The 16,241-nt window shown below is 72.5% G+C and carries 15 protein-coding genes; 4 read left to right on the top strand and 11 right to left on the bottom strand.

The window, feature by feature from the left end; translation table 11 throughout:
* Positions 1-50: 50 nt before the first annotated feature.
* A complete protein-coding gene (locus O1G22_RS23575) occupies positions 51-551 on the bottom strand; it encodes an SCO4402 family protein (protein WP_225097889.1) in 501 nt (166 codons plus the stop codon).
* 117 nt (positions 552-668) lie between these two features.
* Between O1G22_RS23575 and O1G22_RS23570 the strand changes: the two genes are divergently transcribed.
* The gene (locus tag O1G22_RS23570; RefSeq protein WP_270083130.1) at positions 669-1,994 is read left to right on the top strand and encodes an ABC transporter substrate-binding protein; all 1,326 of its coding nucleotides are present in this window, start codon (positions 669-671) and stop codon (positions 1,992-1,994) included.
* A gap of 120 nt (positions 1,995-2,114) precedes the next feature.
* Here O1G22_RS23570 and O1G22_RS23565 read toward each other — a convergent pair whose 3' ends face one another.
* Positions 2,115-3,758 (bottom strand): hypothetical protein, encoded by a 1,644-nt coding sequence (locus O1G22_RS23565; RefSeq protein WP_270083129.1) that lies wholly within the window; start codon positions 3,756-3,758, stop codon positions 2,115-2,117.
* 155 nt (positions 3,759-3,913) lie between these two features.
* On the bottom strand, positions 3,914-5,299 hold the full coding sequence (locus O1G22_RS23560; RefSeq protein WP_270083128.1) for an NsdA family TPR-like regulatory protein: 1,386 nt from the start codon (positions 5,297-5,299) through the stop codon (positions 3,914-3,916).
* A gap of 281 nt (positions 5,300-5,580) precedes the next feature.
* Between O1G22_RS23560 and O1G22_RS23555 the strand changes: the two genes are divergently transcribed.
* On the top strand, positions 5,581-6,246 hold the full coding sequence (locus O1G22_RS23555) for a bifunctional DNA primase/polymerase (RefSeq protein ID WP_270083127.1): 666 nt from the start codon (positions 5,581-5,583) through the stop codon (positions 6,244-6,246).
* A gap of 156 nt (positions 6,247-6,402) precedes the next feature.
* Here the strand turns inward: O1G22_RS23555 and O1G22_RS23550 are convergent, their stop codons facing one another.
* Complete coding sequence (locus tag O1G22_RS23550; RefSeq protein WP_270086510.1) at positions 6,403-7,290, bottom strand: alpha/beta fold hydrolase; 888 nt, start codon at positions 7,288-7,290, stop codon at positions 6,403-6,405.
* Between the two features lie 346 nt (positions 7,291-7,636).
* Positions 7,637-8,329 carry an iron-dependent transcriptional repressor DtxR gene (locus O1G22_RS23545; RefSeq protein WP_225097895.1) on the bottom strand — a complete coding sequence of 231 codons (693 nt, stop codon included), beginning with the start codon at positions 8,327-8,329 and terminating at the stop codon, positions 7,637-7,639.
* 218 nt (positions 8,330-8,547) lie between these two features.
* Between O1G22_RS23545 and O1G22_RS23540 the strand changes: the two genes are divergently transcribed.
* On the top strand, positions 8,548-9,303 hold the full coding sequence (locus O1G22_RS23540) for an SIS domain-containing protein (protein WP_270083126.1): 756 nt from the start codon (positions 8,548-8,550) through the stop codon (positions 9,301-9,303).
* 21 nt (positions 9,304-9,324) lie between these two features.
* On the opposite strand, the gene O1G22_RS23535 is transcribed toward O1G22_RS23540, so the two are convergent.
* The 3 genes from O1G22_RS23535 to pdxH form a co-directional block, all read right to left on the bottom strand.
* The gene (locus tag O1G22_RS23535; protein ID WP_270083125.1) at positions 9,325-10,758 is read right to left on the bottom strand and encodes a PAS domain-containing protein; all 1,434 of its coding nucleotides are present in this window, start codon (positions 10,756-10,758) and stop codon (positions 9,325-9,327) included.
* A 113-nt stretch (positions 10,759-10,871) separates the two neighbouring features.
* Positions 10,872-11,318, bottom strand: a complete 447-nt coding sequence (locus O1G22_RS23530) for a GNAT family N-acetyltransferase (protein WP_270083124.1) — start codon at positions 11,316-11,318, stop codon at positions 10,872-10,874.
* 287 nt (positions 11,319-11,605) lie between these two features.
* Positions 11,606-12,319: a pyridoxamine 5'-phosphate oxidase gene (gene pdxH, locus O1G22_RS23525; RefSeq protein ID WP_428986392.1), complete on the bottom strand. Its 714-nt coding sequence runs from the start codon at positions 12,317-12,319 to the stop codon at positions 11,606-11,608.
* A gap of 183 nt (positions 12,320-12,502) precedes the next feature.
* On the opposite strand from pdxH, the gene O1G22_RS23520 reads away from it, so the two are divergent.
* Positions 12,503-13,603, top strand: a complete 1,101-nt coding sequence (locus O1G22_RS23520) for a citrate synthase 2 (RefSeq protein ID WP_270083123.1) — start codon at positions 12,503-12,505, stop codon at positions 13,601-13,603.
* Between the two features lie 140 nt (positions 13,604-13,743).
* Here O1G22_RS23520 and O1G22_RS23515 read toward each other — a convergent pair whose 3' ends face one another.
* From O1G22_RS23515 to O1G22_RS23505, 3 genes are all read right to left on the bottom strand, one after another.
* Positions 13,744-14,781, bottom strand: coding sequence for an isopenicillin N synthase family dioxygenase (locus tag O1G22_RS23515; protein WP_270083122.1), 1,038 nt, complete (start codon positions 14,779-14,781; stop codon positions 13,744-13,746).
* Between the two features lie 229 nt (positions 14,782-15,010).
* Complete coding sequence (locus O1G22_RS23510) at positions 15,011-15,583, bottom strand: hypothetical protein (protein WP_270083121.1); 573 nt, start codon at positions 15,581-15,583, stop codon at positions 15,011-15,013.
* Between the two features lie 33 nt (positions 15,584-15,616).
* Entirely contained in the window at positions 15,617-16,231 is a 615-nt protein-coding gene (locus O1G22_RS23505) for a TetR/AcrR family transcriptional regulator (protein WP_270086508.1), read from the bottom strand.
* Positions 16,232-16,241: the final 10 nt, after the last annotated feature.

Raw genomic sequence — 16,241 nt, 5'->3', positions numbered from 1 at the left:
TGCGTCACGGATCCTGCCCCGTCACGGGTCCTGCCGCGTCACGCGTCCCGCTAAGCGGTCCTCGTCATGATCCGCAGCACTTCCAGCGTCTTCGGCGGCGTCTCCGGGTCCTCCCCGTCGCTCACCGACATCCGCACGTGCGCGTCCCGCGCCGCCCGCACCGCCTCCGGCCAGCCCTGATGGTCGAGGTACGCGGCGACCGGCGCGTCCGGGCCGACCTGGTGCATGATCCGCAGCACCCGCAGCACGGCGGTGTCGACGAGCGCCGCCTCCTGCGAGTCCCGGAAGATCGTGCCGACGTACTTCTCGGCGGACCAGTTGTCCAGCCAGGTGTCCTCCACCAGCCGGTACACGGCGTCGGTGACGTCACCGTACCCGTCCACGCCGGCCAGCCAGACGTCCCGCTGGAACACCGGGTCGGAGAGCATGTGCAGCGCCGAGCGCACATTGCTGCGCCAGCGCCACCACGGCATGTCGCTTAGAGGCATGCCGCCCATGGTGGAGGAGCGACGGCCGCGACGGGAAGAGTTCTCCGAACCTTGCACGGTCATCGATCGTACGTTCCTCACCACACGGACCTCACCGGCCCCTGTAATTCACCTCCGCGTCACCTTTCATTGACCGAGGGTCACTCCTGGGTTAGCGGTGTGAGGGAATCGTGGGCGCACATGACCGGCAGGCGACGTACGCGCAGCACCTTCCCCCGCCCATTCTCCCGGCCCGTCAGAGCCGGTGCCCTGTCTCTGGGCGCTGTGGCTCTCTGTGCGTCGCTCACCGCCGGATGCGGGGTCATCCCCGGTACCACGGGGGGCTCCGGGGATGACCCGATCAAGGTCATGACCTGGGCGCCGGAGAACACGAGCGCCACCAACAAGCCCGGCATGCCCGCGATGGCCCGCGCCTACGGCAAGTGGATCAACGACCACGGCGGGATCAACGGCCGCAAGCTGGAGATCCTGACCTGCAACGACCACAACGACAGCGTGGCCGCCGCCCAGTGCGCCCGCCAGGCCGCCGACGAGAACGTCGTCGCGGTGGTCGGCTCCTACAGCCAGTTCAGCGACTCCTACCTCTCCCCGCTGGAGGGCGCCGGCATCCCCTACATAGGCGGCTACGGCGTCACCAGCGGCGAGTTCACCGGCCAGATGTCGTACCCGGTCAACGGCGGCCAGCCCGCCCTCCTCGCCGGCCTCGGCAAGGCCCTTGCCGCCACCTGCGGAAACGTCTCCCTCGTCCGCCCCGACAACATCACCGGCGACCAACTGCCCCCGCTGCTGAACTCCGGCCTGAAGGCGGGCGGGCACGCGAACGCGGACGACGTGCTGGCCCCCGACACCGCCACCGAGTACAGCTCCCAGTCCGGCCAGGCCCTGCGCGACGCGACCAGGAACAACGCCCGCAAGGGCTGCGTGGTGCCCGCGCTCGGGGACCTCACGGACACCTTCATGGACTCCTTCCGCAGGGCCCGCGAGCAGTACCCGGAGGTGCGGCTGGGAACCGTCCTCGGCAACGTCGACCAGACCGTGATCAACGCCACGGGCGGGGCGTCCAGCCCGTACGAGGGGTCGTACATCACCGGCTGGTACCCGCCGGCGAGCGACGCGCGCTGGGACCAGATGAAGAAGGTCATCAACGAGGAGGCCTTCGGCGACAACCGCATCGACCCCGCGGACGCCGGGGTACAGACCACCTGGATCGCCTACACCGTGCTGAAGGCCGTGCTGGAGAAGATCGGCTCGGGCGACGTGACCGCCGACTCCGTGCGCCGCACCCTCAGCGGCGGCCTGCACGTCTCCACCGGCGGCCTCACCCCTCCCCTGAGCTGGCCCTACGAGGGCAAGCTCGCCTCCGTCGGCTTCCCGCGCCTGGTCAACGCGAGCGTCACCCTCCAGGTCGTGCAGAACGGCCAGCTGGTCGCGGCCCGCAAGGGCATCGGCGGCACGAACGGGACCGCCGACATGACGCAGACCCTGGAGAACGCCGACGTGCAGTGACGGCGTCCGTGCCGTGACGGCGCCCGTGCCGTGACAGCGCCCGTGCCGTGACAGCGTCCGTGCCGTGCCGGCCCCGGGGTGACGCCGCCGGCACCCCGGTGGGCGCCGGCGGCGGTCAGATCACAGCTGGGTGGACTGGCGCTGGGTCAGGCCGTACTTCTGCGCGATCGCGTTCCACAGCCCGGCCGCCTTCGCCTTCTGCGCGCTGGCGGTACCACTCGCTCGGTCGCCGGCCGCAGCCTGTCCGGTGACGCGGGCATGGCCCTTGTGACAGCCCTTGCCGCCACCCTTGACCTGGTCGGCCCAGGCCGCGTAGTGGTTGTCGGCCGCGGCGGAGGCCTGCCAGGCCTTGGTCAGGGAGTCGGTGAGCGCGCCGTTGTCCGGCAGCTTGTCGACGGACAGCTTGCCGAGCCGGGTGACGAGATCATTGCGCTGTGTGGCCGCGTCGCGCAGGTCGGTGGCGGCACCGTCGAGGTTGTCGCAGCTCTTGATGTCGGCCACCGCCTTGATCGCCGAGGCGCGGCTGTTGCCGCTGTCGGCGAGCAGCTTGTCCAGCTCGACCGCCTGCTGCCGGGCGGGGTCGGCGGCCCCGGAGGAGCCCTGGGTCGCGGCCGGGGAGGCGGCGGCGACCGTCTTGCTGTTGTCGGTCTTGCTCCCGCCGTCGCTGAGGAGCGCGCCGGCGCCCACGCCGATGACGACGATGCCGATGCCGATGCCCGCGATCAGCGGCACCTTCGAGCGCCGCCGGGGCCGGTCGTCGTCGTGCGCCGGGTCGTACGCCGGCTGCTGCGCGCCGTACGCCTGCTGCGCCGGGGCATACGCCTGCGCCTGGCCGTACGGCTGCGCCGGGCCGGGGTAGGCCTCCGGCTGCTGGACGCGCGGCAGCTGCTGGGTGGACCCGGCCGGGCCGTCGCCGCCCGCCGGGCCGCTGCGGAAGAGGTTGTCGAACTCGGCCGGCGGCTGCCGGTCCCCACCCTGCGCCTGGGCGGTGTACGGCGGTATGTACTGGGTGGCCTCGGAGTCCGACGTCACCGGTGCGGCCGCGGGGGCCGGCTGCTGGGGTGTGATGCCCAGGTAGCGGGTCTCCTCGCCGCCCGACTCGGCCGGCAGCGCGGCGGGCGCCACCGGCGCGATGTACTGCGTCGCGGCCTCGGCCGGCCCGGCCGGGACCGGCGGCAGGTACTGGGTCGCGCCTTCGTCGGCGGGCGCGGGGGCGGCCGGGACCGGCGGGAGGTACTGGGTCGCGCCGTCGGCCGCCGGGGGCAGCGCGCCGGGGTGCGCATGCGGCGCGGCGGCGGGCGCGGAAGCCTGCGGGAACTGCGGCTGCGGTTGGTGGGGCTGCTGCTGCGGCTGGTGGGGCTGCTGCGACTGCTGCTGGTACGGCTCGGGTGCGCCGTACGCCCCGCCGTGGCCGTCGGTGCCGTAGCCCGGGGTCTGGCCGCCGGGGGCGTAGGCGGGCGGGTGGCCGCCGTACGACGGGGCCGGGGCGCCCTCCGGGGGCAGCGGGCCGGGGTTCACCGCGGGCGGCTGCCCGGCCGGGGCGTCCCACTGCTGGGCCGGTGCCGGGGGCCAGCCCTGGCCCGGCTGGGACGGCTGCCGCTCGGGCCCCCAGGAGCCGCCCCAGGCCTGCCCGCCGGCCGGGGCTGCGGGAGCGGGCGCGCTGGTCATGCCCGGCAGCACGGGCTCGCCTCCGTCGGAGGGCAGCACGATGCCTTCACGCGCGGGCTGCGCCGAGGGCTCCTCGCGTTGTCCACTCTGCGTCACCGGGACTCCTACTTATGGGGGACCTTGTGAATCGTCGGCTCACGCTACCGGGTCCCCCGAGCCGGGTGCTATGCAGCTCATGGCCCGATCTCGTCCCCTGTGACGGTGATAACAAACCGCCCCGCGGTGCGCGAGGTGCGCCGCGGGGCCGGTGTTCACGCGGCCTGCTGGAGGTCGAGGCGTGCCCCGAACTCCCGTACCACCGCCTCCTCCCGGAAAGGTTCCAGCCGCTGCTGGAGATCCTCCAGATACTCGGCGCCCCGGTTGGAGCGGAGCGTCTCCAGCAGTTCCACCGCCCTCAGACCCGAGGTGCAGGCCTGTTCGATCTCACGCTGCTGCACCTGGGCGGTGGCGAGCAGCACATAGCCGATGGCGCGCCTGCGGGCCCGGGACTCCGGATGCCCGGCCAGCGACTGCTCGGCGTACCGGGCCGCCTGCTCGGGCTGTCCCAGGTCACGGTGGCAGTGCGCCAACTCGTCGGCCAGATAGGCCTCGTCGAAGTGCGCGATCCACACCGGGTCGTCCCCGGCGGCGTCGTCCGCCTGCTCCATCGCCGTGACCGCCCGCCCGGTGGCCGCCTGTGCGGCGCGTACGTCACCGAGCAGGGCGTGCCCGCGCGCCTCGGCCGCGTGGAACATCGCCTCCACGCGCGGGGTCACATGCCCGCGCGCCCCTTCCTGCGCCGCCCGCGCCAACTGGGAGATCTCGCGCGGGTTTCCGAGCTGTGCGGCGAGGTGGCTCATGGACGCGGCCAGCACATAGCCGCCGTAACCGCGGTCCCCGGCGGCCTGGGCGAGCCGCAGCGACTGGATGTAGTACCGCTGGGCCAGGCCCGGTTGGCCGGTGTCGACGGCCATGTAGCCCGCCAGCTCCGTCAACCGGGCGACGGCGGCGAACAGTTCACGCCCGACCGACTCCCGGTACGAGCCCGCGAGCAGCCCGGAGACGACGCTGTTGAGGTAGTGCACGACGACCGGGCGGACATGCCCGCTGCCGTACTGGTGGTCCAGGTCGGTCAGCGCCTGCGTCATGGACCGTACGGCCGCCACGTCGGCCTGGCCCACGCGCGGGCCCGCCTGCCGGGCCACCTGGGCGTCGGGGGCCGAGATCAGCCAGTCGCGGCTGGGCTCGACGAGGGCGGAGGCGGCGACGGAGGAGCCGGACAGGAAGTCCCGGCGCCCCACGTCGCTGCGCCACAGCTCGCAGACCTGCTCGATGGCCCCCAGTACCGTCGGCGAGAACTGGAGACCGACTCCCGAGGCGAGGTTCTTGCCGTTGGCCATGCCGATCTCGTCGATCGTGACCGTACGGCCGAGCTTGCGCCCGAGCGCCTCCGCGATGATGGCCGGGGCCCGGCCCCGCGGCTGCTGGCCGCGCAGCCAGCGGGCCACGGACGTCTTGTCGTAGCGCAGGTCGAGGCCGTGTTCGGCGCCGCACATGTTGACCCGCCGGGCCAGCCCGGCGTTCGAGCACCCCGCTTCCTGAATGAGAGCCTGCAGCCGTTCGTTCGGCTGCCTCGCCACGAGAGGCCTTGCGGCCATGTATTACCCCCTGTGGTGCGATCCCCTGGTTGCGATCCCCTGGAGTGAGATGTTCCGCTCGGGAAGATCACTGCCCAGCTGACATACCGTCAATGCGCGACATGTGCGGTTTGCCGGGGTAACGGCGGATGCCAGCCCCCTTCCTGGCTACCCACCTCACACCCTGCTTCCTCCCACGCGCCCCCGGACGTGCACCCATGCGCCCCGGCTGCGGAATCGATGCTCCACCCCCGCGCGCGCTACGGCCGTAACTCCAGGTGAGTGCGGGAGTTGAGAGGGGCGTGGAAGAGACGATCGCGGGCGCCGAGAACAGTCAGATTGCCGGTCAGATTCCGCAGCAGCGCGGGGAATCGCTGCTGGAGACCGCCGTACGGTACGCCGAGGAGCGGCACTGGGACGTGTTCCCGGGGACGTGGCTGGAAGCCGTCGACGGGATGCAGCGCTGCTCGTGCGGCGACGCCTCCTGCTCTGCGCCGGGTGCGCACCCCGCGCGCCCCGACTGGGCGACCCAGGCGACCGGCAGTGCGACCGTCGCGCGCCGGATGTGGCAGAAGCAGCCGACCGCGTCGATCCTGCTGCCGACGGGGCGGACCTTCGACGCGCTGTCCGTCCCGGAGACCGCGGGGTTCCTGGCGCTGGCCCGGATGCAGCGGATGGAGCTGACGCTGGGGCCGGTGACGCTGGCTCCCGACCGCCGTATGCACTTCTTCGTGCTGCCGGGGGCGTCGGTGAAGGTGCCCGAGCTGGTACGGAAGCTGGGCTGGACGCTGTCGTCACTGGACCTGGTCGCGCTGGGCGAGGGTGCGTACGTCGCCGCTCCGCCGACTCGGTTCGGATCCCGTGGCGCCGTGCAGTGGGCCTGCCGGCCCACGCCCGCGAATCGGTGGCTGCCGGATGCGGAGGAGCTGATCTCGCCGTTGGCGTATGCGTGCGGCCGGGATCGATAGCGGGTTCGCCGTTCGTCTGCCTGGTGCGGTTTCGTCGGCGGGTGCGGGTCGTTCGTGGCTTGTCGCGCCCACGTGGCGGAGCCACCGCGTGGGCGCGAGCAACCACCATTCACCCGCACCCGGCAACGACGAAGCACCCGGCAGACGAGCAGCCGCTCATTCCCCGAGCAAGCTGTCGAGAAACGGCGAGACGGCCGCCCGCCAAGCCACCGGCCGGTCATAGTGGGCGAGGTGCCCCGCGTCCGCCACCTCCGCATACTCCCCCCGCGGCAGCACCCGCACCATCTCCTGCGCCTCCGCCCGGCCCAGTTCGCCGTCCAGGCCCCGTACGACCAGCGTGGGGCACCGCACCTGGGCCAGTTCCTCCCAGTGCGCGTCGTACACCCAGGTCTCGCGGGAGCTCAGCATCTGCTCGGGCTCGAAGACGGGGCGCCAGCCGTCGGCGGACTCGTGCATGACCTCGGCGTAGAAGGCGCCGCGGGCGGGGTTCGGGCGCTCCGCCCAGGGGTCGTCCTCGCCGAACCACTTGCGGACGTCGGCGAGGGTCGCGAAGGGGACGGGCCAGGAGTGGAACCAGTCGGCCCACTCGCGCTGCGAGGCCGCGCCGAGCGCGGAGGCCCGCATGTCGCAGATGATCAGGCCCCGCACCAGGTCGGGGCGCTTGGCGGCGAGCTGCCAGGCGGTCAGCGCGCCCATGGCGTGGCCGATGAGGACGGCGGGGGCGAGGCCGAGCTGTTCGAGGGCAGCCTCGGCGTCCTCGACGTACGCCTCGCGGGTGAAGGCGGCCTGCGCGGACTTGCCGCTCTGGCCGTGCCCGCGCTGGTCGAGCGCGACGGCGCGATACCGGGCGGCGAGCCAGCGGGCGGTCGGCGCCCAGTGCGAGGCGCGGCCCATCAGCCCGTGAAGTAACAGCACGCCCGGAGCGCGGGGCTCCGCCTCCGCCCGGTCGTCCGCCGGGTCCGGGTCCGCCTTGGGCGGGTCGGCGAACTCCCAGGCGGCCAGGCGCACGCCACCCGCTCCCGTCACGTCCATACGCCGCGCCATGGGCCTGGCACCCCCCAGCTCCGCCTGCCTCGTACCGGTGTACTGCCGTACTCGCTCGTACTCGCTGCTGTCGCTGTCGTGCTCGTGGTCGTGCTCGTGGTGGTACTTGCTCTGCCGCCGCAGATTATCGAATATCCATTCGAAAAATCCGTCTCTGCGGACAACACCCCTCATTCGAGTGACACCCGTCCAGGAATGATCGCTGTCACCCAGGGGATCTTTCAGGCGGGAGGCGGACCGCTCGGGGAAAAACGGTCCGAGGGGGATGACCCTGGGAGCTCGGGGCTCCGGGTCAGCACAGGGGAGGACAGGCCCCGGCGTCGTAAGGCGCCGGGGCCCTCGCCGTTCAGCGCTTGGCGACGAACACGTGGGAGGCGATGTCCGCCTCCAGCTCGGCCGCCTCGCCACCGCTGCCGACCAGCACACCGCCGGCCGACTCGGTCACGCTCACCACGGAGCCGGGCTGCACGCCCGCGCGCCGCAGCGTGTACATCAGCTGGGCGTCGGTCTGGATCGGCTCGCCGATCCGGCGGACGACGACCGTCTTGCCGTCCGCGCCCGGGTCGAGGTCGGCCAGCGAGACCATGCCCTCGTCCAGGAACGGGATGGCGCCGTCCTTCTCACCGAGCTCCTCCAGGCCCGGGATCGGATTGCCGTACGGCGACTCGGTGGGGTGCCGCAGCAGCTCCAGCACGCGGCGCTCCACGGCCTCGCTCATCACGTGCTCCCAGCGGCAGGCCTCCGCGTGCACCTGCTCCCACTCCAGGCCGATCACGTCGACGAGGAGGCACTCGGCCAGGCGGTGCTTGCGCATCACGCGCGTGGCGAGCCTTCTGCCCTCGTCCGTCAGCTCCAGGTGGCGGTCGCTGGCCACGGAGACCAGGCCGTCGCGCTCCATGCGCGCCACCGTCTGGCTCACCGTCGGCCCGCTCTGGTCGAGCCGCTCCGCGATGCGGGCTCGCATGGGCACGACGCCTTCCTCTTCGAGTTCGAGGATGGTGCGGAGATACATCTCCGTGGTGTCGATCAGTCCGGACATACGTGCCCCTCGATTACCTCTGCCGGATACCTCTGCCGTAAGTCCGGCGCGTGCGCTGGCCCTGCCACCAATTCTGCCGGATCCCACTGACAAGCGGGGGGCGCCGGGAAAACGTGGGCACCGAACCCTCTCCGGGGCGCCCCCCTCGGCCGTATTGACACCGCACTGGTCCAGACCGCACGGTGATCCGCGACACAGACGCTGCGAAGGGGCACCGCATGAGCGACGGCACGCCTGCCGACCTGTTCTTCGACGCCGCCATCAACCTGCTGCGGCGGGTCCGCGAGGAGGAGGCCGAGTCGATCCGGGCGGCCGGCACCCTGCTCGCCGACACCGTCGCGGCCGGCGGCCGCCTGTTCGCCTTCGGCGCCGGACACTCCTCGCTGGCCGCGCAGGACGTCGTCTACCGCGCGGGTGGGCTCGCCCTGATGAACCTGCTCGCCGTGCCGGGTGTCGTCGGCGTCGACGTCACCCCGGCGACGCTCGGCTCCGCCCTCGAACGCGTCGACGGCCTCGCGAGCGCCGTCCTCGGCGCCTCCCCGGTCCGCGCCGGCGACGCCCTGGTGATCATCTCCCTGTCCGGCCGCAACGCCCTGCCCGTCGAGATGGCCCAGGGTGCCCGCGCCCTGGGCGTGCGGGTCATCGGCGTGACGTCGGTCGCGTACGCCTCGGAGACCCGGTCCCGGCACTCCTCGGGCACCTTCCTGAAGGACCACTGCGACATCGTCCTCGACTCGAAGATCGCCGTCGGCGACGCGGAACTCACCCTCGACACCATCCCGGCCCCCTTCGCCCCCGCCTCCACCGTGGTCACCACCGCCCTCATGCAGGCCGTGATGGCGACCACCGCCGCCACCCTGGCCGAACGCGGCATCGAGCCCCCACTCCTGCGCTCCGGCAACGTCGACGGCGGCCACGAGTGGAACAGCCGGGTGATGCGGGAGTACGGCGAGCGGATCTTCTACCGGCACTGAGCCCCCGCAGGGCTCAGCCCGCTATGCGCCGCGAGCCTCCTCCGCCAGGTCCAGCGCTGCCGCTATGCGCGCCGCCACGTCCTCGGCGTAGGCCGTGTCGGACCGTTCGAAGCGGGTACGGGCGGGGCCGCGCAGGAAGGTCACCACGCCGAGTGTCCGGCCCCGGCTGCGCAGTACCGCGCACAGGGCGTGGACCGCGTCGTCGGGCCACTGCCGGGCCAGCGCCCACTGCCGGGCCAGCTCCGCCGGGACCGAGCCGGCGTCCGCGCGGACACTGCCGGCGCGCTCCACGCACTGCACCGCCGGGTGACCGGCCGCGTAGCACACGGGCAGCCCGGCCGCGCCGGTGAGCAGGCTCGGCCCCGGCGTCCCGGCGGGCGTCGCGGCGATCCGTACCAGCCGTACGGTGCTTCCCGTCCCGTTCTCGCGTCCGTTCTCGCGCCCGTTCTCGTGCCCGCCCGCGCGCGGTGGCGCGGCCACGCGGTCGAGCAGGGCATGGTCGGCGAAGCCGGCGAGCGCGAAGTCCAGGTGGACGGTGGCCGCCTCGGCCGGGTCCTCGCACTCGGCGGCGGCGCGGGCCGCGCGGTGCAGCTGGTTCGTGCGGAAGCGCAGCAGGGACGCCTCCTGCTCGCCCTGCTTGGCCTCGGTGACGTCCTGGAACAGCCAGCCCACGCCGAGCGGCACCGGTTCCTCCGCGAGCGGCGAGGCCAGCCGTACGAAGCCGCTGCGCCAGCAGCGTCGCTTCTCGCCCTCGGGGGTGCGCAGGGCCACCCACATCTCGGCGGGCGCGGGCGGCGCGCCCTCGGCCAGGACGTGCGTGAGCGCGGCCTCCAGCTCCTCCACGCCCTGCGCGAGCAGCTCGCCGAGGGGTCTGCCGAGCGCCGATGTACGGCCGATGCCGAGTGCGCGGGCCGCGTGCGCGTTGACGACGGCGGGTCGCAGGTCGGCGTCGATGAGGACGACGCCCCAGGCCGCGTCCTCGAACAGTGCCTCGCTCAGCGCGATCGACCGCTCCAGATCGATCTGCGCGTGCACCTCGCTGAACGCGCAGTACAGCCCGGCGGGCTTGCCGTCGGGACCGCGTACGGCGGCGGACTGCGTGCGCACGAGCACCCGGCCGCCGTCCTTCGTGACCAGCGCGAACTCGTGCACCTGCCGGCCCGGCGCGTGCATGGCCGACATCAGCCGGGACTGGACCTCCTCGGCGTCGGCGCTGCGCACCGCCCAGCCGGCGAAGCCGTGCCGTCCGACGGCCTCGGCGGCCGTCCAGCCGAGGATCCGCTCGGCCTCCCGGTTCCAGTGCGTGACGACCCCGTCGGCGTCGAAGGCGCACAGCGCCGCGTCCATGCCGTCGAGGAGCGCGGCGAGCAGATCGGAGCCCCCGGACTCACCGGGCTCGCCCGGCTCGTCCGGTCCCAGTTCGTCGGTGGTCCCACTCCGCCGCGAAGCACTCACCTGGACCCCCTGCAGGCTGTGTCGGCGCCGGTACGGCGCGCGGTTCGCTCACTGGCCTTCATTCAACTGGAACGTGACACAGCCCACACCCTGTTCCCGCAACTTCCCGGGAATCAATCCCCGCTCCACCGCAGATCCACCCACTCGTCGTGCTCCCCGTCGAGCACATACCGATCGATCTCCGCAAATCCCCGCCGCGCGGCGAATCGCAGCCCGTCCTCGTTCGCCGCCAGCACGCAGGTCTCGATCACGCTCGCCCCCAGCACGCGCGCGTGGGCGAGCCCGTCCTCGTACAGGGCCGTCCCGAATCCCCGCCCCCGGAAATCCGGCAGCACGCGCGCGATGACGGTCGCCGCGCTGTCCTCCCCGGCCGGCGGGCGCACGGTGGAGCAGCCGACGAGCACGTCCCCGAGGTAGGCGTTCCGCAGCCGGTACCGCTCCTGGCGCTCCCGGGCGTCCTCCAGGGACATGGCGGCGGGCGGGACGATCACGTTGTGAACGTGCCGCCACTGGTCGAGCATGTCGTCGCCGTCGACGGGGACGATGCGGAGGTTTGTCATGCTCGGGACGGTAGCGAAAAAAGGGGTTGAGCGGCTGCCGGTCACTTCTTAAGGTGTGGAGCACACGAGAAGGGAGGTGGTTCGGCAAATGTATGAATACCGGACGCGTGAGGTGGCTGCGGGCTAGCGGCCCGTCACCACGCTCTGTGCGGTGCCGGACCAGTGCGCGATACGAGCGCACAGCCGGCCAATCCCAAGCAGTCACCCGACCCGCGGGCTGCCGGTACGTCCGGCCGGCTCCTCCTTGAGGAACCCAGCCCGCGGGTCGTCTGCGTTTCCGGCAGGGGTCAGGGGCTCAGGCGCTCCACCCGCCACCTGCCGTCCGGCTGGGCGACGTACCGCAGGCGGTCGTGCAGGCGGTTCGCGCGGCCCTGCCAGAACTCGATCGTCTCGGGGGTGACGCGGAAGCCGCCCCAGTGCGGGGGGACCGGGACCTGTTCGTCCTCGGGATAGCGGGCCTCCAGCGCGGCGTAGGCGGTGTCCAGTTCGGCGCGCGAGGCGATCACCGAGGACTGCGCGCTGGCCCAGGCGCCCAGCTGGGAGCCGTGCGGGCGGGTGCGGAAGTAGGCGGCGGTCTCGTCGCGGCCGGTGCGCCGGGCGGTGCCGGTGACGATGACCTGGCGGGCGAGCGGGTGCCAGGGGAAGAGCAGGGAAACGTGCGCGTTCTCCGCGAGATCGCGGGCCTTGCGGGAGTCGTAGTTGGTGTAGAAGACGAAGCCGTCGGTGTCGTACTGCTTCATCAGGACCGTGCGTGAGCTGGGGTGGCCCGCCGCGTCCGCCGTGGAGACGACCATCGCGTTGGGTTCGTAGACGGTGCCGTGCAGGGCCGCGCGGGCGGCGTCCTCGAACCAGCGGGTGAACTGGTCCATGGGGTGGGTGGCGAGGTCCTGCTCGGCGAGGCCCTCGGCCTGGTACTGCTTGCGCATGGCGGCGGGATCGAGGGCGGGGTCCAGGGAATCCAGGCGGTCCCGGCGGTCCAGGAACGGTTCGCGATCGGTCACGCGGTCATCTTGCCGTACGCGCCGTCGAGGCTTCCTCGAACAGACATGGCACTCAGTGCCGCTCAGGCTCCCGATACCTGGCACTGAGGGATATCGTGCTGCTTCCGCCGCGGTTGGGTGACGGCCCGCCGATCCGGGCATTACCGGGGTGACACCGCCCGACACATCACGAGGAGCCGCCTGATGTCCGATTTTGTACCCGGACTCGAAGGAGTCGTCGCGTTCGAGACGGAGATCGCCGAACCGGACAAGGAGGGCGGCGCCCTGCGCTACCGGGGCGTCGACATCGAGGACCTGGTCGGACACGTCTCGTTCGGGAACGTGTGGGGGCTGCTGGTCGACGGCGCCTTCAATCCCGGTCTGCCGCCCGCCGAGCCGTTCCCGATCCCGGTGCACTCCGGTGACATCCGGGTCGACGTGCAGTCGGCGCTCGCCATGCTCGCCCCGGTGTGGGGGCTGAAGCCGCTGCTCGACATCGACGAGCGGCAGGCGCGGGACGATCTCGCGCGGGCCGCCGTGATGGCGCTGTCGTACGTCGCCCAGTCCGCGCGCGGGCAGTCGCTGCCGATGGTGCCGCAGCGGGAGATCGACAAGGCGCAGTCCGTGGTCGAGCGGTTCATGATCCGCTGGCGGGGCGAGCCGGACCCGAAGCATGTCGCGGCCGTCGACGCGTACTGGACCTCCGCGGCCGAGCACGGCATGAACGCGTCGACGTTCACCGCGCGCGTGATCGCCTCGACCGGCGCGGATGTCGCCGCCGCGCTCTCCGGTGCCGTCGGCGCGATGTCCGGGCCGCTGCACGGGGGTGCGCCGTCGCGGGTGCTCGGGATGATCGAGGAGATCGAGCGAACCGGGGACGCGGAGGCGTACGTCAAGCAGGCGCTGGACCGCGGTGAGCGGTTGATGGGGTTCGGGCACCGGGTGTACCGGGCCGAGGATCCGCGGGCGCGCGTACTGCGGCGTACGGCGCGGGAGTTGGGGGCGCCGCGGTTCGAGATCGCGGAGGCGCTGGAGAAGGCCGCGCTGGAGGAGCTGCACAATCGGCGGCCGGATCGTGTGCTGGCGACCAACGTCGAGTTCTGGGCCGCGATCATGCTGGACTTCGCTGAGGTGCCGGCCCACATGTTCACGTCGATGTTCACGTGCGCGCGGACTGCTGGGTGGTCGGCACACATTCTTGAGCAGAAGCGGACGGGGCGGCTGGTGCGGCCTTCTGCGCGGTATGTGGGGCCCGGTCCGCGTCGTCCGCGGGACGTGGAGGGGTTTGCGGATATCGCCCACTGAGAGGGGTGTCTGAGGAGCGCGGGCGACTGCGGCGCCATGGTGGCTGGTCGCTCCCCCAAACTCTCGACTTCGTTCGAGCAGGGAGGTACCCCCATCGCGGCGGAGCCGCACATCGATGCGGCCCCGCGCCCCTGGGGAGTTCACGCCGCCGGTGTCAACAGGTGGCCGTGGTGCCGCTCCGCCACCAGCGGATGTGCCCTCAGCTTGCCCTTCAACTCGTTGTAGCCGTACTCGGCGTACAACGGGTTCGACGGATCCGTCGTGACGCCCGGGGCCTGCGCGGCGTGCGGGAACGGCAACGGGTCTATGCGGGCGTCCAGTCGGGGGTTGTAGAAGAACGGGACCGAGAAGCGTTCCGTCGCTCCGGGCGGGCTGACCACGCGGTGGTTGGTGGCCAGGAGGTAGCCGTTGGTCGCCACTTCCAGGAGTTCGCCGAGGTTGACCACGAAGGCGCCCTCGACCGGCGGGACGTCGTGGAAGAGGCCGTCTTCGCGCTGGACTTGGAGGCCGCCGACCGTGTCCTGCAGGAGCAGGGTCAGGAAGCCGTAGTCCTTGTGGGCGCCGACGCCCTGGTCGGTGCCGTCGCCCGCGCTGCCGGGGTAGCGGACGAGCTTGAGGTGCGGGTGGGCGTGCGCGCCGAAGACCGGGGCGTAGAAGTCGGCCGGGGCGCCGATCGCCGTCAGCAGTTCACGCAGGAGGCGGTCGGCGACCGCGCTCAGCCGGTCGATCCAGGCCAGGGCCGCCGTGCGCAGCTCGGGCAGGGTGGCCGGCCACTGGTTGGGGCCCTGGAGCCACCAGTACGGCGGCTCGTCGGGGCCGGGGACGCGGGCGGGGCGTTCGGCGCCGATGTCGAGCTGGTCGCGCCAGTCGCGGGCGCCGGCGGTGCGCTCGTCGCCGGTGCGGGTGTAGCCGCGGAAGTGCGGGGAGTTCACGTTGTCGAGGGCGAGCCGGTCGGCCTCGGGGAGGGCGAAGAAGGCGCGCATGGCGGTGAGCAGCGCGTCGGTCTCGGCCCGGGTCACGCCGTGCCCGACGAGCTGGAAGAAGCCGACGTCGTGGGCGGCACTGTGCAGCTGGGCGTGGAGCAGGGCACGGGCCTGGGGGCCGCGGTCGACGGCCGACAGGTCGATGATCGGGAGCTGGTCGTACGACGGAGTCGCCGTCACGGTGAGCGAGGTCATGGGTGCGTCCGCAGGGTGTACGGGGGCATGGGCAGCCGCCGAGGGTGAGGCGGCCCCGGGTGCCACGAAGGGAAAGAAGAGAGGAGAAGGGGCTGGTCAGGCGGAGTGGCGCCGACAGCCCATGCTCGTGACGCGCACGTAGTCCACGTGGCGGCGGCGGACGAGCATCGGAAGCATGCGGCAAGGGTACTGCGCCGCGCCGGATACGGGTGTGGCCCGCCTCACTGGCTCAGAACTTTCCCCACACGCGCACCGTACGGTGTCCGTCCAGCGCGTCGGCTATCAGCGTGCCGAACTCCTCGGTGAACTCCGGCCAGTTCCAGAACTCGAAACCCAGGTGTCCGAAGGCGAAGTAGTCCCAGGCCCAGGTCCACTCGGGCAGGGGGACGGCGGTGGCGCAGGCGGGGCAGTCGACGTCGGCCTCGCCGGTCTCGTCCCAGCGGTCCATCGCCCTCCCGTACGGCTCCCAGGCCGCGTCGATCCGGTCGTACTCCTCGGTGTACAGGCGGATCGTGGCCGTACAGCGCGGGCAGCGGGCCCAGTCGGCCTCGCCCTGGCCGCCGTGGAAGACCGTGCGCCCGGTGATCACGGTCAGGCCGTCGGTCGGCTTCCAGCGGGCGTCCCCCGGATCGACCGCGCGGTCCCAGCGCGGGCCGGGCAGGTGGTGTCCGAAGGAGCGGTCGGCGCGCTCGGCCAGCACGATGCCCTCCGCCACGAGCAGGTCGAGCACGCGCCCGGCGAGGCGCGGCGCCTCGGCGGCGGTGGCGTCGAGATCGACGATCGTCTGAAACGTGTCCCCCATGCCAGAACCGTAGCCGCCGCCACTGACAACGGCTCAGCCGAGCGCCTGTTCCAGCAGTTCGGCCCACTGGGCGACGACCCGTTCGCGGCGGGCGGTGTCGTCGGTGAGGAGGTTGGCGAGGCCGAGGCCGCGGGCCATGTCGAGCAGGCCCTGGACGGTCTCGCGGACGCCGGGGCGGGACTCGTCGGCGCCGAGGAGTTCCACGGCGATGCGGTGGCTCTCACGGCCGACGCGGGCCTCCAGTTCGGTCACGCGCGCGCGGAGCTGGTCCTCGTTGGAGGCGGCGACCCACAGGTGCAGGGCGGCGCGGAAGAGCGGGCCGGTGTAGAGGCCGACGAGCGCCGCGACGACGGCCCGGCGGTCGGCGGGGCCGTCCGGGAAGAGGTCCCGCAGCGCGGTGGAGCGCTCCTCGGCGACGTACTCGACGGCCGCGGTGAACAGGTCCTCGCGGGTCGGGAAGTGGTGCTGGGCGGCGCCCCGGGAGACGCCGGCGCGTTCGGCGACAACAGCGACGGTGGAGCCCGCCCAGCCGTGCTCGGCCAGGCAGGCCACGGCCGCCTCCAGGAGCCGCTGCCGGGTGGCCCGGCTGCGGTCCTGTTTGGGCGCGCGGTCGCGTTCCCTGGGCGCGGGGTTCTGCTCCGCCGTCATGCTCATCCGG

The organism is Streptomyces camelliae (assembly GCF_027625935.1).
GTDB classification, from domain to species: domain Bacteria; phylum Actinomycetota; class Actinomycetes; order Streptomycetales; family Streptomycetaceae; genus Streptomyces; species Streptomyces camelliae.
Note: the sequence above shows the minus strand (reverse complement) of the source record. Positions and strands in the feature narration are given on the sequence as shown.